The sequence below is a fragment of the Amycolatopsis sp. NPDC034160 genome (assembly GCF_055575355.1).
Window position 1 is genome coordinate 109,478 of record NZ_JBVISU010000018.1, and the last position, 23,076, is coordinate 132,553.

The 23,076-nt window shown below is 69.9% G+C and carries 20 protein-coding genes and 2 riboswitches; of the genes, 10 read left to right on the plus strand and 10 right to left on the minus strand.

Annotated elements, in window-relative coordinates:
• Nucleotides 1-129: 129 nt before the first annotated feature.
• From ACZ54P_RS30025 to ACZ54P_RS30050, 6 genes are read right to left on the minus strand one after another with little or no spacing between them, the layout of a single operon-like run.
• Nucleotides 130-948 (minus strand): ECF transporter S component, encoded by an 819-nt coding sequence (locus tag ACZ54P_RS30025; protein WP_465464943.1) that lies wholly within the window; start codon nucleotides 946-948, stop codon nucleotides 130-132.
• Nucleotides 945-2,540, minus strand: a complete 1,596-nt coding sequence (locus tag ACZ54P_RS30030; RefSeq protein WP_465464944.1) for an ABC transporter ATP-binding protein — start codon at nucleotides 2,538-2,540, stop codon at nucleotides 945-947. The genes ACZ54P_RS30025 and ACZ54P_RS30030 overlap by 4 nt, the downstream gene beginning before the upstream one ends.
• Nucleotides 2,537-3,646 carry an energy-coupling factor transporter transmembrane component T gene (locus tag ACZ54P_RS30035; protein ID WP_465464945.1) on the minus strand — a complete coding sequence of 370 codons (1,110 nt, stop codon included), beginning with the start codon at nucleotides 3,644-3,646 and terminating at the stop codon, nucleotides 2,537-2,539. Before ACZ54P_RS30035 ends, ACZ54P_RS30030 begins: the two co-directional genes overlap by 4 nt.
• Nucleotides 3,646-4,560: an ABC transporter substrate-binding protein gene (locus ACZ54P_RS30040; RefSeq protein WP_465464946.1), complete on the minus strand. Its 915-nt coding sequence runs from the start codon at nucleotides 4,558-4,560 to the stop codon at nucleotides 3,646-3,648. Before ACZ54P_RS30040 ends, ACZ54P_RS30035 begins: the two co-directional genes overlap by 1 nt.
• 17 nt (nucleotides 4,561-4,577) lie before the next feature.
• The gene (locus tag ACZ54P_RS30045; protein WP_465464947.1) at nucleotides 4,578-5,162 is read right to left on the minus strand and encodes a flagellar hook-length control protein FliK; all 585 of its coding nucleotides are present in this window, start codon (nucleotides 5,160-5,162) and stop codon (nucleotides 4,578-4,580) included.
• The gene (locus ACZ54P_RS30050) at nucleotides 5,159-7,603 is read right to left on the minus strand and encodes a hypothetical protein (RefSeq protein WP_465464948.1); all 2,445 of its coding nucleotides are present in this window, start codon (nucleotides 7,601-7,603) and stop codon (nucleotides 5,159-5,161) included. Before ACZ54P_RS30050 ends, ACZ54P_RS30045 begins: the two co-directional genes overlap by 4 nt.
• A gap of 82 nt (nucleotides 7,604-7,685) precedes the next feature.
• Nucleotides 7,686-7,801, minus strand: a riboswitch (cobalamin riboswitch).
• 109 nt (nucleotides 7,802-7,910) lie between these two features.
• Nucleotides 7,911-8,037: riboswitch (cobalamin riboswitch) on the plus strand.
• A gap of 35 nt (nucleotides 8,038-8,072) precedes the next feature.
• Between ACZ54P_RS30050 and ACZ54P_RS30055 the strand changes: the two genes are divergently transcribed.
• On the plus strand, nucleotides 8,073-9,083 hold the full coding sequence (locus ACZ54P_RS30055; protein ID WP_465464949.1) for a peptidase: 1,011 nt from the start codon (nucleotides 8,073-8,075) through the stop codon (nucleotides 9,081-9,083).
• Nucleotides 9,084-9,613: 530 nt separating this feature from the next.
• Here the strand turns inward: ACZ54P_RS30055 and ACZ54P_RS30060 are convergent.
• Both ACZ54P_RS30060 and ACZ54P_RS30065 read right to left on the minus strand, forming a co-directional pair.
• On the minus strand, nucleotides 9,614-11,998 hold the full coding sequence (locus ACZ54P_RS30060; protein WP_465464950.1) for a LuxR C-terminal-related transcriptional regulator: 2,385 nt from the start codon (nucleotides 11,996-11,998) through the stop codon (nucleotides 9,614-9,616).
• A gap of 74 nt (nucleotides 11,999-12,072) precedes the next feature.
• The gene (locus ACZ54P_RS30065; RefSeq protein ID WP_465464951.1) at nucleotides 12,073-12,669 is read right to left on the minus strand and encodes a QsdR family transcriptional regulator; all 597 of its coding nucleotides are present in this window, start codon (nucleotides 12,667-12,669) and stop codon (nucleotides 12,073-12,075) included.
• Nucleotides 12,670-12,809: 140 nt separating this feature from the next.
• Here ACZ54P_RS30065 and bdeA point away from each other — a divergent pair, with 140 nt between their 5' ends.
• From bdeA to ACZ54P_RS30110, 9 genes are all read left to right on the plus strand, one after another.
• Complete coding sequence (gene bdeA, locus ACZ54P_RS30070) at nucleotides 12,810-13,667, plus strand: bis(hydroxyethyl) terephthalate hydrolase (RefSeq protein WP_465464952.1); 858 nt, start codon at nucleotides 12,810-12,812, stop codon at nucleotides 13,665-13,667.
• A gap of 98 nt (nucleotides 13,668-13,765) precedes the next feature.
• Nucleotides 13,766-14,524 (plus strand): ABC transporter ATP-binding protein, encoded by a 759-nt coding sequence (locus ACZ54P_RS30075; RefSeq protein ID WP_465465004.1) that lies wholly within the window; start codon nucleotides 13,766-13,768, stop codon nucleotides 14,522-14,524.
• On the plus strand, nucleotides 14,511-15,212 hold the full coding sequence (locus ACZ54P_RS30080) for an ABC transporter ATP-binding protein (protein WP_465464953.1): 702 nt from the start codon (nucleotides 14,511-14,513) through the stop codon (nucleotides 15,210-15,212). The genes ACZ54P_RS30075 and ACZ54P_RS30080 overlap by 14 nt, the downstream gene beginning before the upstream one ends.
• 11 nt (nucleotides 15,213-15,223) lie before the next feature.
• The gene (locus ACZ54P_RS30085) at nucleotides 15,224-16,102 is read left to right on the plus strand and encodes a branched-chain amino acid ABC transporter permease (RefSeq protein WP_465464954.1); all 879 of its coding nucleotides are present in this window, start codon (nucleotides 15,224-15,226) and stop codon (nucleotides 16,100-16,102) included.
• Between the two features lies 1 nt (nucleotide 16,103).
• Nucleotides 16,104-17,105, plus strand: a complete 1,002-nt coding sequence (locus ACZ54P_RS30090) for a branched-chain amino acid ABC transporter permease (protein WP_465464955.1) — start codon at nucleotides 16,104-16,106, stop codon at nucleotides 17,103-17,105.
• Nucleotides 17,102-18,421, plus strand: a complete 1,320-nt coding sequence (locus ACZ54P_RS30095; protein WP_465464956.1) for an ABC transporter substrate-binding protein — start codon at nucleotides 17,102-17,104, stop codon at nucleotides 18,419-18,421. The genes ACZ54P_RS30090 and ACZ54P_RS30095 overlap by 4 nt, the downstream gene beginning before the upstream one ends.
• A gap of 174 nt (nucleotides 18,422-18,595) precedes the next feature.
• Entirely contained in the window at nucleotides 18,596-19,333 is a 738-nt protein-coding gene (locus ACZ54P_RS30100; protein WP_465464957.1) for an ANTAR domain-containing protein, read from the plus strand.
• A 151-nt stretch (nucleotides 19,334-19,484) separates the two neighbouring features.
• On the plus strand, nucleotides 19,485-20,201 hold the full coding sequence (locus ACZ54P_RS30105; RefSeq protein ID WP_465464958.1) for a GAF and ANTAR domain-containing protein: 717 nt from the start codon (nucleotides 19,485-19,487) through the stop codon (nucleotides 20,199-20,201).
• A gap of 43 nt (nucleotides 20,202-20,244) precedes the next feature.
• The gene (locus ACZ54P_RS30110) at nucleotides 20,245-20,979 is read left to right on the plus strand and encodes a GAF and ANTAR domain-containing protein (protein WP_465464959.1); all 735 of its coding nucleotides are present in this window, start codon (nucleotides 20,245-20,247) and stop codon (nucleotides 20,977-20,979) included.
• 45 nt (nucleotides 20,980-21,024) lie between these two features.
• On the opposite strand, the gene fahA is transcribed toward ACZ54P_RS30110, so the two are convergent.
• Nucleotides 21,025-22,200: a fumarylacetoacetase gene (gene fahA / locus ACZ54P_RS30115; protein ID WP_465464960.1), complete on the minus strand. Its 1,176-nt coding sequence runs from the start codon at nucleotides 22,198-22,200 to the stop codon at nucleotides 21,025-21,027.
• A complete protein-coding gene (locus tag ACZ54P_RS30120; RefSeq protein WP_465464961.1) occupies nucleotides 22,197-23,042 on the minus strand; it encodes a hypothetical protein in 846 nt (281 codons plus the stop codon). The genes fahA and ACZ54P_RS30120 overlap by 4 nt, the downstream gene beginning before the upstream one ends.
• Nucleotides 23,043-23,076: the final 34 nt, after the last annotated feature.

A 23,076-nucleotide genomic window follows, 5' to 3' on the forward strand; every position in this document is an offset into this window, starting at 1 on the left:
GTTGCGCTTGGGGAGGGTGGGTGGGGGGTGGGGTTTGGGTCAAACCCCCGACCCCCCCCCCACGACCACCCTGACCCACCCCTCACCGGAAGCCTCAGACGCCACGTTTGCCTCACCCCCCAATAACCCTCATTGCCACTCACGAGCCGGGAGACCGAAGGATGCCTTCCGCGAGGCCCGGCGCAACGTCGCGAGTACGGCGGGCCCCAGCACCAGGATCGCCACCGCGTTGGTGATCGCCCGCCCGGTATCCCATCCGGCCGTCGAAGTCAGCAGCGTGAACACGGCGAACCGGTGCAGATTCTCCAGCACCGGGGCGCCGGGCACGTAGGAGATGTGGCCGTCGTGGTACGGCACTTCGGCGGCGGTGATGAACGGCCAGAACCACAGGTTCATCAAGAATCCGAACACATACGCGACGAAGATCCCGTAGCCGACCAGCATCGCGATCTCGGCCTTGCCGGTGACACGGCGCGGCAGCAGTCCCGCGCCCATCCCGATCCACGCCGAGCACATCATCTGGAACGGCAACCACGGCCCGACGCCGGCGGTCAGCAACGCGGAAGCGAACATCGACGTACAGCCCAGCACGAAACCGAATCCGGGCCCGAGCACCCGCCCTGCCAGCACCAGGATGAAGAACACGGTCTCGATCCCCGCGGTCCCCGCCCCCAGTGGACGCAACGCCGCGTTCACCGCCGAAAGCACCCCGAGCATCGCGAGGGCCTTGGAATCCATGCCCCCTTCGGACATCTCGGCCAGCACGATGACGATCAGGACCGGGAGGAGCCCGATGAACACGAACGGCGCGTCCGTGCTGTGCTGCGTCGCCTGCGGTTCGACGCGGACCAGGAGCGGCCACAGGAACATCATCGATCCCGCGAGCGACGCGAGCGCGAGCACCAGCGCCGAGCGCGGCCCCAGCCGGACCGCGGGCGCGGTGGTCACCCGACCTCCTGTGCGAGCGCCGAGCGGACGTCGTCGACGGTGAGCCACGGTTCGCCGAGGATCTTGGCGACCTGCGTCGCGAACGCCGGCGAGCCGCCCAGCACCTCGGCGGTCGGGCCGTCGGAGACGATCTCTCCTTCCGCCATCACGACGACGCGCCGCGCGACCGTCGCGACGAACTCGACGTCGTGCGTGGCCACGACGACCGCTTTGCCCTCGGCGGTCAGTGACGCGATCATCTGCGCCAGCGCGGCTTTCGCCGTGTAGTCGAGGCCTCGGGTGGGTTCGTCCAGCAGCATGATCCGGGGCGCGGCCGACAACTGCACCGCGAGCACGAGCGCGAGCCGTTGCCCCTCCGAGAGGTCGCGCGGATGCGAGTCGGGATCGATCCCCGGAGCGAGCCTGTCGAGCAGCGCGCGGCAACAACCCGGTTCCGCCCCCGATTCCGCGTCGGCGGCCTCGCATTCGGCGGCGACGGTCTGCAGGTAGAGCAGGTTGCTCGCGGTCTGCGGCACCATTCCGACGAGTGCGCGGGCCGCCGAGCTGCTCAACGTCTTCGGATCCTTGCCCTCGACGGTGACCTTGCCGCCCTGCCGTGGGCCCGAGCCCTGTACCGCCCACAGCAGCGACGACTTGCCGGATCCGTTGCGGCCCATCATCGCCAGCACCTCGCCCGCCCGCAGGGCGAGATCGATCTCCCGCACCGCGACCTTCGGCCCGTACCGGACCACGATCCCGGACGCGGCGAGCACCTCCTCGCCCTCACTCGCGGTCCGGACCGGCGGAGTCCCCAGTGACAGCGAGGAAGCGCGTCGGCGGGCATCGCGCACCGTCATCGGCAGCGGATCCCATCCCGCCATTCGTCCTAATTGGACGATGGGCGGCGCGATGGGCATGTCCCTCAGCACCTCGGGCGGCGGGCCGTCCACCACTCCCCCGGTACCCGGAAGGTAGATCATCCGGTCCGCGAACGGGATGACGCGTTCCATGCGGTGTTCGGCCATCAGCACCGTCGTGCCGAGGTCCTCGACCAGCCTGGCCAGCGTCGCCAGCACCTCCTCGGCCGCGGTCGGGTCCAGCGCGGACGTCGGTTCGTCCAGCACGAGCACCTTCGGATGGGTGGTGAGCACCGAGCCGATCGCCACTCGCTGCTGCTGCCCGCCGGACAGGGTCCGCAACGCGCGCCTGCGCAGTTCCGCGATGCCGAGGAGGTCCAGCGTCTCCTCGACGCGGCGGCGCATCACCTGCGGATCGAGGCCGAGCTGTTCCATGCCGTACGCCAATTCGTCCTCGACGGTGTCGGTGACGAAGCCCGCGAGCGGGTCCTGTCCGACCACGCCGACCAGATGAGCGAACTCGCGTGGCGGCCGCGACCTCGTCGTGACGCCGTCGACGGACACCGTGCCTTCGAGATGGCCGCCGGTGAAATGCGGGACGAGGCCGTTGATCGTGCCGAGCAGCGTCGATTTGCCCGCCCCGGTCTGGCCGGCGAAGAGCACGAGTTCGCCCTCACCGATGGACAGCGTCACGTCGGACAGCACCGGTTCGGAGCGGCCGCGGTAAGTGAAGGAGACCTGATTCAGTTCGATCATGCGTGCACTTCTTCTTCGAGCGCGGCGTACGGAGGTTCGGGGACCGGGGTGAGGAAGGCGGGCAGCACTCCGGCCAGTACCCCGAACAACGGCCCCCACGACAGCGACGGCCAGGACAGGTGGAGCAGCGACGGGTTGAGGTCCATCGGGTTCACGCTGGAGGTCATGAACAGGACGCCCGCGACCCCGATTCCGCTCGCGGCGACGACGAGTTCCGCCAGGTGCCAGCGATCGGTCCGGTAGCAGGTGCGCTGGACCCGTTTGCCCGCGGACCAGAATCCGGCGAGCCCGATCACCACGCCGGCGGAAAGCACCGGTGCGGCCAGGAATCTGGGGGTCGAGCCGTCCAAAGTGGCGTAAACGCCGACGCAGACCCCGAGCAGGCCGACGATCATCAGCGTGCCGGTCAGCAGCCGGGCGCGCGCTTCGAGCGTCCCCGCCCGTCCGTAGCCGCGCGAGTCCATCGAGGCGGCGAGCTGCAGCGAGCGGGACAGCGCGTCCTCCAGGACCGGGATCAGAACGGCGTGCAAGGCCTTCATCTTCTTGCCCGAACCGCCCCGCAGTTTGCGGGCACGCCGGACCCGCAGCACGCTCTCGGCCAGCTGCGGGAACACCGACAGCGCGACGATCACCGCGGTACCCACCTCGTACAACGCGGGCGGCATCGCCTTGAGCAGGCGTTTCGGGTTCGCCAGCGCGTTGGCCGCGCCGAGGCAGATCACCATCGCGGCCAGCCGCATCCCGTCGTAGAGCCCGCCCAGCAACGATTCCGCGGAAACGTCGCCGAACAGCCGGATACCCGCCGCCCACGCGGGCAGCGGGATTTCGGGCAGCCGCAGGATGATCGTGGAGCCTTCGGCACCGCCGAACACCAACCGGAAGAACACCCGGACCGCCACGATGATCGCGCCGAGGTAGAGGTAGAGCCGGAACGCCAAGGCCCACGGAGCCTCGGTGCGCCGGGCCACGACGACGTATCCCGCGACCGCCACAATGGTCAGCAGCAGCCACGGATTCGTCGTCCTGGCCGCCGCGACGGCGAGGCCCAGCGCCCACACCCACCAGGCGGCCGGATGCAGGTCGCGCGGCAGGAAGTACGACGTCATCAGTTTCCCTGTGCGCGTTTACGGCTGCGTGCCACCAGGAATCCGGCCACGCACAACGCCAGGACGGCCGCGACCGCCGCCCAGGGTGCCCAGTCGCTCGCACCGGATTCGTGGTCGATCATCGCGGTGACGTCCTCGGCGTTCTCCCCACCGGTGAACGCGACGTTGCCCGAAGGGTCGTTCGCCTTCGGCCGCGCCGACGCGCTCGGACGCGGCTTGGGCGGCGGCAGCGCGCCGGCACTTTGCCCCGCGGCAGGCGGCTCGCCCGCACCCTGGCCCGCGGTCGGTTGTTCCCCTTGGCCCGGCTCCTGCCCGTTTCCGGCCTGCGGCCGTTGGCCCTGCCGTTCGGCGGGATCACCGGTGGCCGGCTTCGCCTCCTCAGGTGGCGCGCAGGGCTGGCTCTCGGTACCCGGTCGCACCGCGGAGATCCGCGGGACCGGGTTGTTCGCCGTGGTGGCGTTCAGCGAGAATGACCAGCCCTCGAACCCGCCGGGGATGAAGTCACGGTTCTTCACCCCCCATTGGCTGTAGTCCCACGCGCAGTTGTTCGAAGCTTGCCAATAGGACCAGTACGCCCCGACGGGAGGCGTGTCGACGCACATCTCGCGGTACTGCTCGCGCCCGGCGACCGGAAGCTGCTCGGTCGCGGACGGCCGGTTCTCGATCCGGCAGACGAACGACTCACCCCAGCGCTGCACACCGGCGATCTGGAAACCCGCGCCCTTGAGCGCGTCCAGCCCGGTGCCGCGGGTGGGCTGGGGATTGCAGCGCACGATGGTCGTGCCGCCGAGCTGCTGGAAGTCGACGACCACGGTGACCCCGGTGCCGTCCTTGCAGAAGCCGGGATGCCCCTTGCCCTGGTCGATCGCGTGCGCGGACGGCGAAGTGGCGACGATCAGGAAGATCGCCGCCACCGCACCGAAGATACTCCTCATTGGACGGTGCGAGCCGGGTTCGACGGCGTGACCCCGGGCGGCGGGTTGGTCGAAGAGGACTTGTTCAGCGAGAACGACCAGCCTTCGAAGCCGCCGGGAACGACGGTGCGGTTGAGCGCGCCCTGGCTGCTGTAGGTCCATGCGGAACCGGAACCGTCGGCGTACCAGTAACCCCAGTACGCGACCGGCGACGGGGTGAGCACGCACGCTTCCTTGTAGTTCGGGTTGGTCGAGAGCGGAAGGGTTTCCGTCGCGGCCGGGCGGCCCTCCAGGCGGCAGACGAAACCGAGGCCCCACTTCGCGGTGCCGGCGACGGCGATTCCCGCGTCCTGCAAGGCTTTGATGCCGGTGCGGGCGGTGCCGGGGCTGGCGTTGGGCGAGCAGCGCGTGATCGTCGGCGCGGCGGTGCCGCCGTTGCCGTCCAGTTCCTGGAAGTCGACGACGACGGTGACCCCGGTGCGGGCGTCGGCGCCGGTGCAGACCCCGTTGTAGCCCTTGGCCGGGTCGACCGCCTGCGCGGTCGCGGGTACGGCGATCGTCAGTCCGATGAGGACGGACGTGACGGCGAGCAGTTTTCTCATGACGAGACCCCCTTGGTCTTGATGAATCGGCGAAGCAGGAAAATTAAGGCGATCGCCGCGAGCAGCAGCGATCCGGCCAGTCCGGTCAGGCCCCACATCAGCCAGGACGGCCAGGCGGGCTGAGCGGTGGCTTGCAACTGTGTGCCGGAAGCGGCGTCGGCTTCCGAAAGCGGCAGCCGGAGCGCGGGCGACAACGGCGAATCGGCGGCGGTGAGCCACGACCGGCCCGCGACACCCGGCGCGGCGGCCAGGCTCGTCGCAAAATCGGTGAATCCGCCGTCGGCCTGTACGAGCTTGGCCAGCGAACGCGCGGTGCCGCTCGCGTCCAGCCCCGCCACTTGCCGGGCGGCGGCCACCGAAGCGCTGAGCGCGACGTCCGGTTGCCCCGCCTCGCCGGTCACCAATCCCTCGCCGGTCGGCCGGACGCCGAGCGCCTTCACCGCGGAGACCACGGCCGACACGCGCCGCTCGGACCAGCCGTCCGGTCGTTTCGTGGCGGGTGCGGCGTCGGTGAACGGCCGGGCGGCCAGCGCCGTGACCGCCGAGGCCGTCGCGTCGAGATCGCCGGAGCCGCACTCGATGGTGTCGAGGTGCTTCGGGAACGTGCCGTCGGCGCACTGGCGTGAAAGGAGCAGTTCGACCGCGGCACCGGGATCGGCGGCGGTGGCGAGGAGGGCCCACGTGTGGCGTTCGACCGTCTCGTCCGCGTCGGCGAAGGAACCGGTATCGGTGAATGTGCCGTCCTCGCTACGGAGTTTCACCAGCTCGGCCCGCAACTGAAGCGCGAGGTCGGCCGACTTCGCGAACTCGGCGACGAGCACGAGCTTCGCGAGCGGTTCGGCGTAGGACGCCCCACCTTGTTCATACGGTGCGCCGTGCGCGTAGGCCTGCACGGCTTCCGGCGTGAGCAGGAATCGCGACGCGCGAACGACCGCGTCCGGCTGCTCGTCCAGTGCCCGCAACGCGAGTACGAGATCCGCGGTGGCGTCGTAATCGACGTAGGTCTTGCCGTCCTCGGTGACCTCGACGTGGTCGCCGCCGGTCAGGTGGTTCGCCAGGTAGGCGCCCAGCCGGGCGGCGGGTGTCGCCGCGGACGGCGAGACCACCGTGCCTGGGGCCGCCTTCAGCACGGTGGTCTTCTTCGGTGCCGACGTGCTGTTCTTTTGCGCGCGTGCGGTTTTCGGCTTGGCCATCGGCGGTGTGACGGTGATCGTGGCCGGTTCCGCCACGCTGCTCGCCGGCGGCGGCCCGGCGCCCTTCGCCAGCGCGTAGAACCCGGTCTGCGCCAGCCCGAGCGAGGCCTGGGCGCCGGAGCGGATCCACGTGTCGAGCCCGCTGATCCCGGTGGTGCGCGCGGCTTCGTAAGCCGCCGGATCGTAAGCGATCGCGCCGAGATCGCGGGCGAGGGAGTTCCCGGCGTCGGCCGCGGCGGTCGCCTGCGCGGACTTGAGGAAACGCACCCCGCGGTCCACCGCCGCATCCGCGCCGCCGGCGTCGGCGAGCGCTTGGACGATCAGGCCGGTGCTGTTGGTGTTCGGGGCTTCAGTGCCGACGCCGCCACCCCAGCCGCCGTCCGCGCTTTGGTGCGCGGTGAGCCAGGAGACGGTTCTGGCGATCGGCCCGTCGAGCCCGGTCGCACCCGCCTTCCGCGCGGCCACCAGTGCCGACAGCGCGAGTCCGGTGGCGTCGCCGTCCGGCGAGGACTGGTCGAACGGCTTGCCCTCGTCACAGGTCGAGATCTTGAAGCCACCCGGCTTGACGTGGTCGCCGACCTCGGTCGTCTTGACTTCGCCGAAGAACACGCGGAAGTAGCCCTCGGAACACTGCTGGGTCAGCAGTTTGTCGATGGCGAGCCGATCGTTCTCACCCGCCGCCGCGAGCCCGATGACACCGAGCGCCTGCGCGAACATGTTGGCGTTGTTGGTCACGGCGTCGGCCAGAGCGGGGTCTTTCGAGTAATCGCTGACCCGGCCCTTGTCGGGGCCCTTGCGCATGATCGCGGCCTTGGTCTCGGCGACCATGTCGTGGCCGTCGAAGTTTCGCGGGTCGCGGCCGGAGATCTGGGCGGCGACCAGCGTTTTCGCCACCGCGCCGCCGACGATGACCGCGTCGTACCCGGCACCGGGGACCAACCCGTCCCAGGTGAAGAAGTCGGTGGCGTGTCCCTGGTCGTCGAGGAACTTCACGATCGGTTCGGCGCGCGTCCCTTCGCCCGACGCGTACATCGCGAACAGCACGTCGAGCATCAGCCCGTGGTCGGGCAACGCCCCGCCGTGGGGATCGTCCAGGGTGCCGTCCGGCTTCAGTTTCGTCGCGAGCCAGCGGGAATTCGCCTGCGCCGCGTCACGGTCGCTCGCGGCCGTCGCCGTGCCCGTGAGCAGCGCGGCGACCAGGCCGACGCTGACGGCGAAGGACAAGGCGGCCAGATATCCGCGGCGCATGTACTCCTCCTTTGCGGGCACGAAGGAGGACAGGCGCGGACGCCGCGGTCACCCCTGTTTATCGCGACAGTGGTTCGGACTTCTGGTCGTTCATCCGCCCGTTCGGTATCCCGGCTCGCCCCGGTTAAGGGGCCCACGGTTGCGCGACAGCGCCGGATTTCGACCGGCTTCCCCGTCACGGGCGGCGGTGTTGAGTTGTCGAGCCCGCCGAGGTTAACACCCGATCACCGGCGGCAGGCACCGCTGACCAGGTCGTTGCCAGGATCACATCGCCGCTCGCGCCCGGCGGTACCGCGGGACCCCGCGAGGATGAGACTCTTCGGATCGTCCGATTCAGCGCGGTCGTGGGGGAAGTCCGGTGAGAGTCCGGCGCTGTCCCGCAACGGTATGCCTTCCCGGCGAGCCCGGTCACCCACGTCGCGCGGTGTCACCACCGACTCCTGTCGTGGAAATGCGGGAAAGGGTTCTCATGAGACGTTTGGTCCTCGCCGTCGCCATGCTGTGCGGCATCGGGCTGGTCGCCGCTCCGGCGGCCGCGGCCACCCAGAACAAGGCGGACGCCGCCGCGGGCTGGCTCGCCAGGCAGCTGATCGACGGGGAACGGTTCGAAGCCGACTTCGGCGGCCAGAAGTTCCCCGACCAGGGCCTGACGATCGACGCCGTCTTCGCGTTCGCCGCCGCCGGGGTGTCGGACACGAACGCGGGCAAGGCGATCGCGTGGCTGGCGAAGCCGGAGATCACCACCGGCTACATCGGAAGCGGCAACGAGGCGTACGCGGGCGCGCACGCCAAACTGATGCTCGCCGCGCAGATCCGGGGCGAGAACCCGGCGTCGTTCGGCGGCGCCGACCTGAAGGCGGGGCTGCTCTCGCTGCTCACGCCGTCCGGCCGGTTCTCCGACCGGTCCGGATTCGGTGACTACTCCAACGCTCTTTCGCAGTCGCTCGCGTTGCTCGCGCTAGACCGCACTCCCGGCGGTGCTCCAGCGTCCGCCGTCACCTTCCTCGCGGGCGCGCAATGCGCGGACGGCGGTTTCCCGCAGAACTTCGGCGAGGAGACGTGCACGAGCGACGTCGACGCGACCGCGACGGTCGTGCAGGCGTTGCGCGCCACCGGTGACGCGGTGAACGCCGCCGAAGGCACCGCGTGGCTGGTCACCAAGCAGCACGCGAACGGCGGTTTCGGCTTCGGCACCAACGCGCCCAACGCCAACAGCACCGGCCTCGCCGCCCAAGCGCTGGCGGGTCACCGTCCCGCCGCCGCGGTCAAGGCCCGCGAATTCCTGCGTTCGCTGCAGATCGGCTGCACCGGCGCGGCGGCGGACCGCGGCGCGATCGCCTACGACGCCACCGGCCTGAACCCGTCGACCGCCCCGCGCGCGACCGCGCAGGCGATCCTCGGCCTGGCGAGGGTTCCGTTGAGCGACCTGCACGGCGACGGCCGTCCGCAGGCGCCGGTGCTCGCCTGCCCCCGCGTTTAGTCCTCTAAATGCGGTGAACGCGCAGCCCACCTCCCGCATCTAGAGGACTAAACGCGGCAGGTGGGGCCCGTGCGGCCCTGATTCTGGGAGCCAACCGGGCTTCAGTGTCCACAAAGGACACATAGTGGCGACTGGATGCCCGATTGGCATCACTTTGTCCGATTCCACGCGGGGTCGTGAGTGATAATGAGGGTTAGAAGACCCAAATCACTCACGACCCCACCGCGAAACCGCGCAAACCGCCTGAAACGGGCGTCAAAGTCGCGAGAAGTGTCTCTTATGGACAGTCAAGAGCCGGCTGATCCTCGCCGGGTGTGACGAGGTGGCGACGGTGAAGGAATCGGGACGTCGAGTGTCCCGATTCCTTCACCGTCGATCTCGGCATCCGCTGAACCGTCACCCTCGCGCAGGTCAGGGTAGGGAAGGAGGCCTTCACGGAGACGAGACGGCATGCCTACCCTCGCATTTAGTCCTCTAAATGCGGTGAACGCGCAGCCCACCTCCCGCGTTTAGTCCTCTAAATGCGCGGGTCACGCGTCGGTGACGCGGCGCGCGAGTTCCACGCGTGAGCGCACGCCCAGCGCGGTGAAGATGTTGCGCAGGTGGTGATCGACGGTCCGGTGGCTGATCACCAGCCGCCGCGCGATCTCCTTGTTCGTCTCCCCCGCCGCGACCAGCCGGGTGATGGCGTCTTGCTGCGGGGTGAGCCCAGCGAGCGATCGGTGCGGCGTGGAGACGGTCTCGCCGGTCGCCCGCAGCCCGGCGCGGGCCCGTTCGGCGAACCGGGTCGCGCCGACGCTTTCGAAGCCGCGCAAGGCATCGCGGAACTGATCGCGCGCGTCCCGGGTCCGCCGGTGACGGCGCAGCGACGTGGCATACGCGAAGCGGGTCCTGGCGAGCTCCACCGCACCGCCTGCCCGACGGTGAGCTTCGATGGCCCGCTGAAATTGTTGTTCTCCCACGGCGGGGTCCGTCGCGGTCAGCGCGTGACATCGGTGGCTCAGCGCGAGCCAGCAGGGTTCCGCGCCGGCCAGCGTCCACTGGTCGAACACCGCCAGCGCCGTGAGCGCACGTTCGGGCCGCCCGGCGAGCACGGCGGCTTCGACCAGTTGCGGGGTGGCGAGCACGCGAATCACCGGCTGGTCGCCGGAAACCCCCGACGCGAGGTCTTCGAGCCTGCTCAGCGCGTCGTCCGGCCGGTCGTCCGCGAGGTCGAGGCAGGCGTTCGCCCACGCGGCGACGGCGGCGGGCCTGCCGAGACCGCGTTCGGCGATCCCCTCGGTGGCCTCGTCCAGTTCGGGGGCCCGTTCACCCAGGAGCGCGGCGGCGAGCCCGAGCAGGGTGAGGTGCTCCATCCGCAGGTTGTGCGGCGCGAGCAGGCCCTCACGCGACGCCGCCCGTGCGCACGGGATGCGGTCGAGCGCGATGGCCGAAAGCGAGAGGTAGATCAGCGCCCACGGCAGTTCCGCGTGCCGTCTGCCGAGCCGCGCGCGGCTCACGGCCGCCGCCGCGTACTCGTGGGCTCGTTCGGCGTGTCCACGCGCGAAGGCGGCTTCGGCGGCCCAGACGGCTCCGGCGACGTCGTCGTCGGCCATCCCCCTGCGGACGGCGTCATCCAACGGCTCGACGGCGTCGTCGTGACGGCCCGCGTAGACCGAAGTGAGACCGCTGAAATGCGAGAAGGCCAGCCCCTCTCCGGCGGGGACCGTCCGCGCCAGTTTCCGGTACCCGCTCAGGTCGCCGCCGAGCCGCCGTGCCTCGCCCGCCATCAGGAGTGCCTCGGCCGGATCGGGCAGCAGTTCCGCCGCCGTGCCCAGTTCATGGGTGGCGACCGCGGGATCGCCGTCGCGCAGTTCGATCTCTCCGTGCAGCAACGCCACGGCGCCCGGTTCGGCGTCGACCCGCGACAGCAACAGCCGTGCCCAGCCCGGCCTGCCCGCCTGCCAGGCGGCGTCGGCGGCGGCCAGCAACCTGGTCGCCCGCACCCGTGGGTCGGCGGTCAAGGCGGCGGCGCGTTCGAGCTGACGCGCCGAAGCCGCGTGATCCGCCGCGGGTGCGGCGGCGAGCGCGTCGGCGAGGGGCACGGACGGCGCGTCGGTCGCCATCGCGCGGTGCCAGAGCACCTCCGGCCCTTCACCGTCGGAAGCCAGCCGCGCGTGCGCCGCCCGGCGATCCGCCGGTGACGCCGCCGCGGACCACGTCGCTTGAGTCACCACGCTCGCCGCGGAATCCAGGAAACCGGCCAAGAACCGGACGCGTTCGCCCGAGGGCATCGCGTCCAGCCGGGCCGCGTAACCCGCCAGCCGTTCCCGCAGGACCGGCGACACCGGCTCCCGGCCCGCGGCCTGCGCCGGGGTGAGCTGCGCCGCCAACGCGACCAGGTCCGCCGGGTTCCCGCCGCCCAGTTCGACCAGCTGCGGACGCACCCCGCCGGGCACGCCTCGGTCGCGCAGCAGCAGATCCGCCGCTTCATCGGTCAGCGGGGCCAGTTCCACGCACTCGAACTCGTCGGATCCGGACCGTGACGCGAGCACCATCCCGACCGAGGATCCGGCCAGCCTCCGGGCCGCGAAACCCAACGCCGCCAAGGACTCCGCGTCGACCCATTGCGCGTCGTCCACCCAGCAGATCGCCGGTTCCGGAAGCTCGCTCAGCCGCCGATACGCTTCCTCGCCGCCGGAGACCGCGGCCCCGAAGAGGCGGTGCAGCGCCCCGAACGGCAGCGACCGCTCCGCCCGCATCCCCCGCACGCCGAGCAGGCGGACACCGGACGCGCCACGCAGCTCAGTGAGCAGCGCCGATTTGCCGAGGCCTTCCGCGCCGCGGACCAGCACGGCCTGCCCGGCGACCGACCGCAGCCCACCGAAGAGGTCGTCCCTGCCCCGCAGCGGGTACACGACGTCCCGGACGGGCATCGGCGCCTCCTCGAAATCCCCCTCGATGAAACACCAGGCGCAAGTGTTTCACAAGGTCTTCACGGGAAGGTCTTTCACGGGATCTTGCTCGGCACCCGGCCTTCCACGAGTGCGCCGAGCAGCGTCGACGCCGCGTCGAGATCGGGTGTCCGTGCCGCGAGGACGTCCGAATACAGGAACGCCTCCCCCAGCCGGACGATCGCGTAGCAGAGGCTGTCCAGGCTGACCGCGGGCACGAATCCGCCGTCGTCGACGTCGCGGCGCAGCAGGTCGACGTGCGCCGCGATCACCCTCGGCTGGACCCGCCCGTGCGGGTCGGTGAGCAGCCGGATCGCCAGCACCGGCTCGTCGTCGAGGAAGCGCCGGAACCCGGTGCTCGCCGCCAGTGCCGACCGGTAGTCGCGCATGATCGCGAGACAGCGCAGTTCACCCGCCGCATTGCGCACCACATCGCCCTCTTCGCGCTCCCAGGTGCGCACGGCGGCCGTCAGGGTGCGCTCGGACAGGTAATAGAGGGCATCACCCAGCAGGTCTTCCCGGTTGCCGACGCGACGGAACAGGGTGCTGCGCGAGATGCCAAGGTCTTGGGCGAAGGCGGAGGTGTCGACGCGGAGTCCGCGGTCGATCCACCGCGCCGCCGTGCGGACTATGTCCTCGGCTGAGGGATTCACGATCGCCGATCGTACGGGCGGTGAGCCCGGCGGGCGTGGCCGCGGACGAAGACTGGCGATTTCACCGATGCAGCCCCCGGTGCCCGTTTGCCACAGTCCATCACCACGGACTGTGTTCAATGGCGAACGGAGAGGGCACTATGCGTAATACGACCCGGATCCTTTGTGGACTGGCGACGGTCGCCGCGCTCGCTATCGCTCCAACGGCGCACGCGGCCGACAACCCCTACGAGCGGGGGCCGGCCCCGACGGAAAGCAGCATCGAAGCCTCCCGCGGCTCGTTCGCGGTGTCCGAGGTTTCGGTCTCCCGCGTTTCCGTCACCGGTTTCGGCGGCGGCACCATCTACTACCCGACCAGCACCGCGCAGGGCACCTTCGGCGCTGTCGCCGTCTCGCCGGGCTACACCGCGAGCCAGTCGAGCATCGCGTGGATCGGCCCGCGGCTGGCGTCGCAAGGTTTCGTCGTGTTCACCATCGACACCAACTCGATCTACGACCAGCCCGAGAGCCGGGGCAACCAGCTACTGGCCGCCCTCGACTACCTGACCCAGCGCAGCACCGTCCGCTCGCGCATCGACAACACCCGCCTCGCGGTCGCGGGGCACTCGATGGGCGGCGGCGGCTCGCTCGAGGCGGCACAGGATCGGCCGTCGCTGCAGGCGGCCGTCCCGCTCGCGCCGTGGAACACGCAGAAGTCGTGGTCCTCGCTGCGGGTGCCGACGTTCATCATCGGCGGTGAATCCGACAGCGTCGCACCGGTGTCTTCGCATTCGATCCCGTTCTACACCAGCATTCCCGCCTCGGCGGAGAAGGCGTACATGGAACTGGACAACGCGAGCCACTTCTTCCCGAACACCTCGAACACGACCATGGCCAAGTACACGATCTCGTGGCTGAAGCGGTTCGTGGACAACGACACCCGCTACGAGCAGTTCCTCTGCCCGGCGCCGGACGACCGCACGATCAGCGACTACCGGGACACCTGCCCGCACGCCTGAAAAACGTCAGGTCCCGGCGCGTCCGCGCCGGGACCTGATCTCCATCCCCGTCCCCTTCCGCCGTTGGGAGCTCCTGCGTGACCCTGTCGACCTTCGAGATGTCCGGCGTATCGGTGACCTTCGGCGGTCTCGTCGCGCTGTCCGGCGTCTCCCTGACCGTCGCCCCGGGCCGGGTGCTCGGCGTGATCGGCCCGAACGGGGCGGGTAAGACCACACTGTTCAACGTCGCGTGCGGTTTCGTCCGGCCGGACACCGGCACGCTGACCTGGCGCGGCACGGAACTGCACCGGCTGCGCCCGCATCACCTCGCCGGCCTCGGCATCGCCCGCAGCCTGCAGGAACTCGGCCTGTTCGACCGGATGACGGTGCTGGACAACGTCCTGGTGGGCGCGGACAGGCACGCGAAGGCGGGCTTCTGGTCGTCACTGCTGGGCCTGCCGCGCCGGACGCGGGACGAGAAGGCGCTGACCGAGCGGGCGATGGCGTATCTCGACGACTTCGACATCGCCGACGTCGCCCACCGCTACCCCGCGAGCCTCCCCTACCCGGTCCGCAAACGGGTCGCCCTCGCGCGGGCGCTGGTCGGCGAACCGGATCTGCTGCTGCTCGACGAACCGGCGGGCGGGCTCTCGGCCGCCGAGATCGCCGACGTCGGAAAGCTGGTGCGCGGCTTGACCGAACGCATGTCGGTGATGCTCGTGGAACACCACATGGATCTCGTGATGGGAGTGTGCGACGAGATCGTCGTACTGGACTTCGGCAAGGTGATCGCCCACGGCACGCCTTCGGAGATCCGCGCGAACCCGGCGGTGCAGGCGGCCTACCTCGGCGAGGAGGTGGCCGGTGCTGACCGTTGAGCACCTCTCGGCGAGCTACGGCCCGGTCCGGGCGCTCGACTCCGTGAGCCTGTCCGTCGCGCCCGGCGAGATCACCGCGGTGCTCGGCGCGAACGGCGCCGGCAAAACCACCTTGCTGCGCACCATTTCCGGTCTCGTCCGGCCCTCGGGCGGCCGGGTCACCCTGGCGGGCCGCGACCTGACCGAAGTGTCCACTGAGGACCTTCCCGAGCTCGGGCTGGCGCATGTGCCCGAAGGTCGCGGCGTGCTGGCCGAACTGACCGTCGAGGAGAACCTGCGGCTGGGCTCGCTGGGGGCGCGCTACCGCGCGACGGCGGCCGATCTGCGCCGCGTCTACGACCTGTTCCCGGTGCTCGCCGACCGCAAGAACGGGCTCGCGCACGTCCTTTCCGGCGGGGAACGGCAGATGCTGGTGATCGGCCGCGCGCTGCTGTCCCGGCCGAAGGTGCTCCTGCTGGACGAGCCGTCGCTGGGCCTCGCGCCGCGGATCGTGGCGCAGATCTTCGAGCTGCTGCGCGGTCTCGTCCTCGACGGGCTGGCCGTCGTGCTGGTCGAGCAGAACGCGCGCAGCGCGCTGTCCATCGCCGACCACGGCGTCGTGCTCAACCTCGGCCAGGTCGTCGTCCGGCGGGACGCGGCCGCGCTCGTCTCGGACGACGGCCTGCGGCACGCCTACCTCGGATTCTGAAAGGGAGCTTCGTGCAGCAACTGCTGACCACCGCGCTCACCGGCCTGACGCTCGGCGTGGTCTACGCCGCGTTCGCCCTGGCGCTGGTGCTGATCTGGCGCGCGACGCGGATCGTGAACTTCGCGCAGGCGCCGATGGCGATGATCACCACCTATATCGCGCTGGTGCTGATCGACGCCGGCTGGTCGTACTGGCTCGGTTTCGCCGTCGCTCTGCTTTCGGGACTGGTGCTCGGCGCGGTGGTGGAACGGTTCGTGGTCCGGTTCGTCTCCGGCAAGGCCGAGATCAACGCCGTGATCCTGACGCTCGGGTTGTTCATCGTGCTGCACGCGCTGGCGGCACTGATTTTCGGCTCGCGGTACCGCTCGTTTCCCGCGCCGTTCGGGCTCACCGGTTTCCAGGTCGGTGGCACGACGATCGCGCTCACCGGGTTCGGTGTGTTCACCATCGTCGCCGTCGCGGTGGTGCTGACGGGATTGGTGCTGTTGTTCCGCGGTACCGATCTGGGCCTGCGGATGCGCGCGGCGGCGTTCGACCAGGAGGTGGCGCGGCTGCTCGGCGTGCGGGTCGGGCGGATGCTCACGCTCGGCTGGGCGCTCGCCGCGCTCGCCGGTTCCCTGGCGGGACTGCTGATCGCGGGCGGCGGCCTCGTCCATCCGTCCTATATGGACGGTGTAGTGGTGTACGGGTTCGTCGCGGCGGTACTCGGCGGCCTGGACAGCCCGGTCGGCGCGGTGGTCGGCGGGATCGTGCTGGGCCTGTCACTGAGCCTGGTCAGCGGTTACGTCGGCTCGGAACTGGTGCCGCTCGCCGCGCTGGCGATCCTCATGGTGGTGCTGTTGCTCAAACCCGGCGGCCTGTTCGCCAGTGTCCGGGAACGGAGGGTCTGACGTGCTGCGCAGACATCTGCTCCTCGCGCTCGCCGCGCTGGTCGTCGTGGTGCTCGTCCTGGAGACCACCGGCCCGTTCCTCAACGCGCAGTTGACCGCGATGGCGTACTTCGCGATCGCGGCCGGCGGTCTGACCGTCCTGACGGGACTGAACGGGCAACTGTCACTCGGCCACGGCGCGCTCATGGCGGTCGGCGCTTATGCGACCGCGCTGCTGCTGAAGCCGGCGGCCTTGCCACTGCCCGTGATCCTCCTCCTCGCGGTGGTGGTCACCCTGGCCGTCGGCGCGCTGGTCGGCGTCGCCGCGGCCCGGTTGCACGGACCGTATCTCGCCGGTGCCACGCTCGCGCTCGCCGTCGCCGTGCCCGGGATCCCCTTGTTCTTCGGCGAAACACTCGGTGGCGACCAAGGACTCTCCGTCCGGATGCCGGAGATCCCCGCCTGGCTGGCGGACGCCGTGTTCTTCGTCACCGGCCAGGACCTCACGCCGATCCGGTACCTCGCCTACCTTTCCTGGCTCGCCGTGATCATCGTGTTCGTCCTGCTGGCGAATCTCTCCCGCAGCCGCGTCGGCCGCAACTGGCGGGCGGTGCGCGACGAGGACGTCGCCGCCGAACTGGCCGGGATCGACCTCGGCCGCACCCGGGTGGGCGCCTTCGTGGTCAGCGCGGGCTGCGCGGGGCTCGCCGGGGCGCTGATGGCGTTGTCGGCGCGGCTCGCGGCGCCGAGCGGGTTCGCGCTGACGTTGTCGCTGTCGCTGGTGTCCGCCGTGGTGCTCGGCGGTCTGGGGACGCTCACCGGCGCGCTCGCGGGGGCGGCGCTCTTGACGTTCCTGCCGCCGCTGGTGACCGGCACGGGAACGGACCTCGGCCTGTCCGACGTCCAGGCCGCGCATCTGGCGCCGTTGATCTACGGCCTGGTCACCGTCCTGATCGTGCTGCTCGCACCGGCCGGCCTCACCGGCGGGCTGCGGAAACTCATCAACCGGAGGCGAAGTACATGAAACGCTGGTACCAGGCCGTGGCCGTGCTCCTGGCCGTCACGGTCACCGCCGCTTGCGGGGCGGGCGGCAGACCCGAGGGCGAACAGAAGGGCTCGACCGTCGGCGTCACCGACACCACCATCAAGATCGGCGCCCATTTCCCGCTGACCGGCGTCGCCGCGCCGGGCTACAGCGAGATCCCGAGTGGCCACCAGGCCTACTACGACTACGTGAACGCGAACGGCGGGATCAACGGCCGCAAGATCGAGTTCGTCGTCAAGGACGACGGGTACAACCCGACGAACACCAGCGCGGTCACCAACGAACTGGTGCTCAAGGACGAGATCTTCGCGATGGTCGGCGGTCTCGGCACACCGACGCACAGCGCCGTCGTCGACTTCCTGAACAACTCGAAGGTCCCGGACCTGTTCGTGTCGTCAGGATCGCTGCGGTGGGGCGACGACCCCAAGAAGGCGCCGTTCACCTTCGGCTGGCAGCCGGACTACGAGATCGAAGGCAAGATCATCGGCGACTGGGTCCGGAAGAACCTGCCGAACGCCAAGGTCGGCCTGTTCGTCCAGGACGACGACTTCGGCCGCGACGGCGAGAAGGGCGCGCGCCGCTACCTCGACAAGCAGATCGTGGAGGTCGCGAAATACTCGCCGGGCAACACCGACATCGCACCGCAGATCGCGAAGCTCAAGGCAGCGGGCGTGGATCTGGTGCTGGGCTTCAATGTCCCGTCCTACACCGCGCTGTCGCAGCTGGCGTCGTTGAAGATCGGTTTCAAGCCGAAGTGGTTCTACAGCAACGTCGGCTCCGACCCGGCACTGGTCGGTTCCCTGCTCGCGCGGTTCTCCGAAGGCAAGGTGACCAACGGCGCGTCGCTCATCGACGGCGTCCTCACCACCGAGTACCTGCCGGGCGTCGACGCTCCCGGCAACGCGTGGACCAAGCTGTGGCAGAAGGTCTGGGGCGCGCACGGCAAGGGCGGCGACCTGACGAACTACCGGATCTACGGGATGGCGCAGGCGTACACCTTCGTCCAGGCGTTGCAGGCGGCCGGACGGGACCTGACCCGCGAGCGGGTCGTCGAGGCGATCCAGCAGTCCGGCAAGACGTTCGAAGGTCCGGGCCTGGCGCCGTTCCGCTACACCGCGGACAGCCACATGGGCATCTCCGGCATGTCGGTGGTCGAACTCCAGGGCGGTGTCGGCAAGGACCTGACGCCGGTTCTCGTGACGGACATCGGTGACGCCCCGATCGAGGCGAACGACTCGGCGGCCAACGATTCGCCGCCGCCGAACGGGATTCCGGAGGCGAAGGCGGGTAAGTAACCGAGAGGGCGCCGACCGTACTCCGGTCGGCGCCTTTTCGCGCGCACCCTTGATCAACTTTTGCCGCCCGATTCTCGCCAGGGTAAAATCGGCCCATCCGTTGGGCCTCAGCGGTTTCTCAGGCGTGCCGGAGGGCCGCCAGCTTGCTGTCGCCGGAGGAAGGAGTAGCCCGCGATGGCGCGCCGCGTACCCTTCGCCGATCATCTGGACACACTCGCCACTACGGTGGCCGCACTGACCAGCGCGCTGGAAAACGAATCGGACGAGACGGTGGTCCTGAACTCCGTCTGCGCCGAGGCGGTGGGGATGATACCGGAGGCCGACATGGCCAGTATCACGGTCATCCGCGGCGAGGAGGCCGAAACGGCCGCGGGGACGGACCCTCGCGCGTTCGCCGTCGACCGCGTCCAGTACGACCTCGGCGACGGTCCCTGCCTGCGCGCCGCGCGCACCGGCCGGATCGTCCGGCTCTCCGTGGAGAACGATCGTGAGGCATGGCCGCGCTTCATCGCCTCCGCTGAGGAAGCCGGTGTCGGCAGCTACCTCTCCGCTCCTCTCGATGTCGACGAGAACCTGACCGGGGCCTTGAACCTCTTCGGCTTCGGCAGCGAAGGTTTCGAGGACGACGACTCGCACCTGCTCCGGCTCTACACCACGGTCGTCGCTTTCGGACTGAGGACCAGGCGCAAGTACCAGGACGCGCACACCGTCACCCGCCAGCTCGAGTCCGCCATCCACAGCCGGGCGGTGATCGAACAGGCCAAGGGCATCCTGATGGCGGCGCACCGGATCACCGCGGAAGAAGCCTTCCAGCGCCTCATCACCGAGTCCCAGCACACCAACACGAAACTCCACGACGTCGCGGTCAGGTTCGTCCGGGACACCTCCGCCGGTGGCTCCCGGTTCCGTTGACAACGGCCCGTGACGACACTGGATGACCCGCACCGTACGCGATGGCGAAGGCCGAATTCGCTCGTGAGTGCGACAGGGTGAGCCCGGTGCGCGATGATGGGACCTCGAGGCAGTGATTACGACCGGGTTCTCATCACGGAGGTTGCGGGCGGTGGACGGTCGGCGCCAGGAACGGCTGTGGCGACTCGTCACCGAACGGGTCTCTGACCGGGGCTCCGGAGATGGCTGGGTCGGTGTGGTCTGCACAATCGCCGTCGAAGTACTCACCATCGACGGTGCCGCGATCTCCCTGCGCGTGCGCGATCACGAGCAGGAGCTGATCGCCGCGGACGGCTATTGGGCGGCCTCGCTGGAGGAACTGCAGTACACCGTCGGTGAAGGTCCCGGTGCCGAAGCCTACGCATCCGGTGGCCCCGTGCTGGTCAGCGACCTCACTGTCGACGAACAACGCTGGCCGGGCTTCGCGGACGCCGCCGCCGAGTACGGCCTCCACGCGGCGTTCGCCTTCCCCCTGCAGGTCGGTGCGATCCTGCTGGGCACGCTGGACCTCTATCGTCGCGCGCCCGGTCCGTTGCCCACGGAGGAACTGAGAGACGGCCTCGCACTGGCCTCTCTCGCGACGACCGCGTTGCTGACCGACAGCGGCGGTAAGGGGCACCGGTACGCGCGATGGGCACAGCCCGACGTCGTCGGCTACTACGACGAAGTGAACGTGGCGACCGGGATGCTCGCCACCGAACTGAAGATCAGCCTCGAAGACGCCCTGCTGCGGCTCCGTGCCCACGCCTTCAGCAATCGGCGCCCGGTGACCGAGGTCGCCAAGGCGGTGCTCGACCGCCAGCTGCGGTTCGACTCGACCCAAGAATGAGAGCCGACCGGCCGCCGTCACTCCGTGGCCGTATGCTGACGGGGTGAACAGCCCGGCCACGGACCAGTTCGGCGACACGGTCGCGGAGATCACTGCTTTGCTGGTGGCCCGTCATGACGGGCTCACCGTGTCGCGAGCCGTCGTCGACGCCTGCGTCGGTGGCCTCGGCGTGGAAGCCGCCGGAATACTGGTGCGTGATCCTGGCGGCGGCTTCGAGGTTCTCTGTTCCTCCGACGAACGCTCCCGGTTCACCGAACTGATGCAGGCCCTCGTCCGCGAAGGGCCTTGCCTCGCTTGCATCGGCGAGAACGCCGTCGTCAGCAGTTCCGATTTCGCAACCGAATCCCGGTGGCCGAAGTTCACGACCGCCGCGATGGGCGAAGGATTCCACGCGGCGCACGCGTTTCCGCTCCGCTTGACCGACCACGCCATCGGCGGGCTCAATCTCTTCCACTCCGCACCGGCCACCCTGTCTTCGAGGCAGCGGCACCAGGCACAGGCACTCGCCGACCTCGCGGTGCTCGGCCTCACCCAGGAACGCGACCAGCGGCGAGTGGAACGGCTCGCGGAGATCACCCTGAGGACGATGAACGACCGGGCGCGGATCGGCCAGGCGGTGGGCATCATCGCCGCGACACTGGCGATCACCCCGGAAGCCGCGCGCTCGGCCTTGGCCGCGTACAGCGCCCGGACCGGGCGGACGCCGACGGCGCTCGCGGGAGACATCACCGACGGAACGATCGCGGCGGAAACCTTGCGGGACACGACCTCGCTCTAACGACGCGAAGGTGACTTTCGCATCGTCGGAACGAGGCGGCTCTCTTCAGCCCGCGGGCAGGACGCGGCCCCGGACCTCGCCGAACCCGATCCTCGCGCCGTCCGCGCCCGGCGCGGAGCCGGTGATCACGACCTCGTCGCCGTCCAGCAGGAAGGTGCGCTCCTCCCCCTTGACCGTGAGCGGTTCCTTGCCGCCCCAGGACAATTCGAGGAACGCGCCGCGCTGGTGCTTCTCCGGCCCGGAAATCGTTCCGGAGCCGTACAGGTCTCCCGTGCGCGCTGAGGCGCCGTTGATCGTCAGATGCGCCAGCATCTGGGCGGGCGACCAGTACATCTCGCGGAACGGCGGGCGGGCGACCTCCTCGCCGTTCCATTCGACGACCAGGTCGATGTCGAGGCCCCACGGGGCGCTTTCCCGCAGGTACGGCAGCGGTTCCGGATCCGTCTGGCCAGGCAGCGGGATCCGCGCGGCCTCCAACGCCAGGATCGGCACCACCCAAGGGGAAATCGACGTCGCGAAGCTCTTTCCGAGATGCGGGCCCAGCGGAACGTATTCCCACGCCTGGATGTCGCGGGCCGACCAGTCGTTGAGGAGGACGACACCGAAAACGTGCCGGGAGAAGGCATCCGGGGTGATCGGGGTGTTCAGCGGGGTTCCCGTGCCGACGACGAAACCCAGTTCCGCTTCGATGTCGAGCCGCGTGCTCGGCCCGAACACCGGCGACGCGTCGGCCGGGGCCTTGCGCTGACCGCTCGGGCGCACGATGTCCGTGCCGGAGACCAGGACCGTGCCGGACCGCCCGTGGTAACCGACCGGGAGGTGCTTCCAGTTGGGCAGCAACGGTTCCGCGTCGGGGCGGAAGAGCCTGCCGACGTTCGACGCGTGATGTTCGGAGGCGTAGAAGTCGACGTAGTCCGCGACTTCGAACGGCAGGTGCACCCTCACCTGTCCGACCGGATACACCGCGCCGTCGGGGATTTCCCCGGAGACCAGCTCGCGGATCCGTTCCCGGACCGCCACCCAGCGGTCGTATCCCTGTGCCATGAACGGGTTCAGCGACGGCGCGGCGAACACGTCGTCACCGAGCGCCGCCGCCAGGTCGAGGACCGAGTCCCCGACGCGGACGCCGACACGCGGGGAATCACCGCCGGCGGAGAACACGCCATAGGGCAGGTTGCCGATACCGAACAGGGAGCCGGCGGGGATGTCGATCGTGGTCATGCCTCTCCTCGGGGCGTCGCGAGCAGGCCGAGGCCGGTCAGCTCGGTCAGGGGGTCGGTGATACTGCAGGTGCCGAAGGACGTGAACGCCGCGCGGGCGGCGGAGACGCGATCCGCGTCCAGCGCCTCGAGCCGTGCGGCGACGACAGCGCCGTCTCGTTCGGCGAGCAGGGCTTCGGGATCGCCATCGGCATGGAGGACGGCGTCGGTGGCGAGCAACAGGTTCAGGAACCCGTGCTGCTCGAAGCCGGTTTCCGGGTCGGTGTTGCGAAGCGCGTGGTGCAGCCCGGCGGTGGCCTTGAACGGGACACCGGCTTCGACCGCCGCCCGGACCGCGGCGGCGAGTTCGGCCTCGTCGGGGTACAGCTCGGCGCGGACGCCGCCGGTGCGGAACTTCGCGCGGTGGCCGGTGCCGGAAAGGGCCCTCAGCAACGGGATCCGCCGGTCGTCACGCGGGATCTCGACGAACACCGGGGCGGTGGCGCCGCCGATCGCGGCGAGCACCTCGGCCGGCCCCAGCCCGTCCGGAACGGCGATCTCCAGGGCGTCGAGTTCGACCGGCAGGTCGGCGACGGCTTCGAGTACGCCGTCGAGCCGCGCGGGTCCGCCGGGCAGGGTCACCGAGACCCGCAGCGGGGCCGCCCGGTCTCCCAGCACTTCGGCGAGGTCGCCGAGCGCGGTGGCGGCGATGACGAGCGGGCCGACGAGGTCGGCGTACCAGGCGGAGACGTGGTCGTCGTGCGCGGCGACGGCGTCCGGCAACGGGGCCAGCCCCGGCGGGAACACCGCGGCGTCGTCGCACAACCCGGCGAAGAGCGCGGGAATCCGTCCGCCGTCCACCATGGTCTCCTCCTCGCCGATTTAGTTCACACTTTGA

What these genes read in the sequence shown, in the direction of transcription:
- ACZ54P_RS30030 (WP_465464944.1), bottom strand. Translation starts at nt 2,540, where the DNA reads ATGATCGAACTGAATCAGGTCTCCTTCACTTACCGCGGCCGCTCCGAA.
- ACZ54P_RS30035 (WP_465464945.1), bottom strand. Translation starts at nt 3,646, where the DNA reads ATGACGTCGTACTTCCTGCCGCGCGACCTGCATCCGGCCGCCTGGTGG.
- ACZ54P_RS30045 (WP_465464947.1), bottom strand. Translation starts at nt 5,162, where the DNA reads ATGAGAAAACTGCTCGCCGTCACGTCCGTCCTCATCGGACTGACGATC.
- ACZ54P_RS30050 (WP_465464948.1), bottom strand. Translation starts at nt 7,603, where the DNA reads ATGCGCCGCGGATATCTGGCCGCCTTGTCCTTCGCCGTCAGCGTCGGC.
- ACZ54P_RS30055 (WP_465464949.1), top strand. Translation starts at nt 8,073, where the DNA reads ATGAGACGTTTGGTCCTCGCCGTCGCCATGCTGTGCGGCATCGGGCTG.
- ACZ54P_RS30060 (WP_465464950.1), bottom strand. Translation starts at nt 11,998, where the DNA reads ATGCCCGTCCGGGACGTCGTGTACCCGCTGCGGGGCAGGGACGACCTC.
- bdeA (WP_465464952.1), top strand. Translation starts at nt 12,810, where the DNA reads ATGCGTAATACGACCCGGATCCTTTGTGGACTGGCGACGGTCGCCGCG.
- ACZ54P_RS30075 (WP_465465004.1), top strand. Translation starts at nt 13,766, where the DNA reads ATGTCCGGCGTATCGGTGACCTTCGGCGGTCTCGTCGCGCTGTCCGGC.
- ACZ54P_RS30095 (WP_465464956.1), top strand. Translation starts at nt 17,102, where the DNA reads ATGAAACGCTGGTACCAGGCCGTGGCCGTGCTCCTGGCCGTCACGGTC.
- ACZ54P_RS30100 (WP_465464957.1), top strand. Translation starts at nt 18,596, where the DNA reads ATGGCGCGCCGCGTACCCTTCGCCGATCATCTGGACACACTCGCCACT.
- fahA (WP_465464960.1), bottom strand. Translation starts at nt 22,200, where the DNA reads ATGACCACGATCGACATCCCCGCCGGCTCCCTGTTCGGTATCGGCAAC.
- ACZ54P_RS30120 (WP_465464961.1), bottom strand. Translation starts at nt 23,042, where the DNA reads ATGGTGGACGGCGGACGGATTCCCGCGCTCTTCGCCGGGTTGTGCGAC.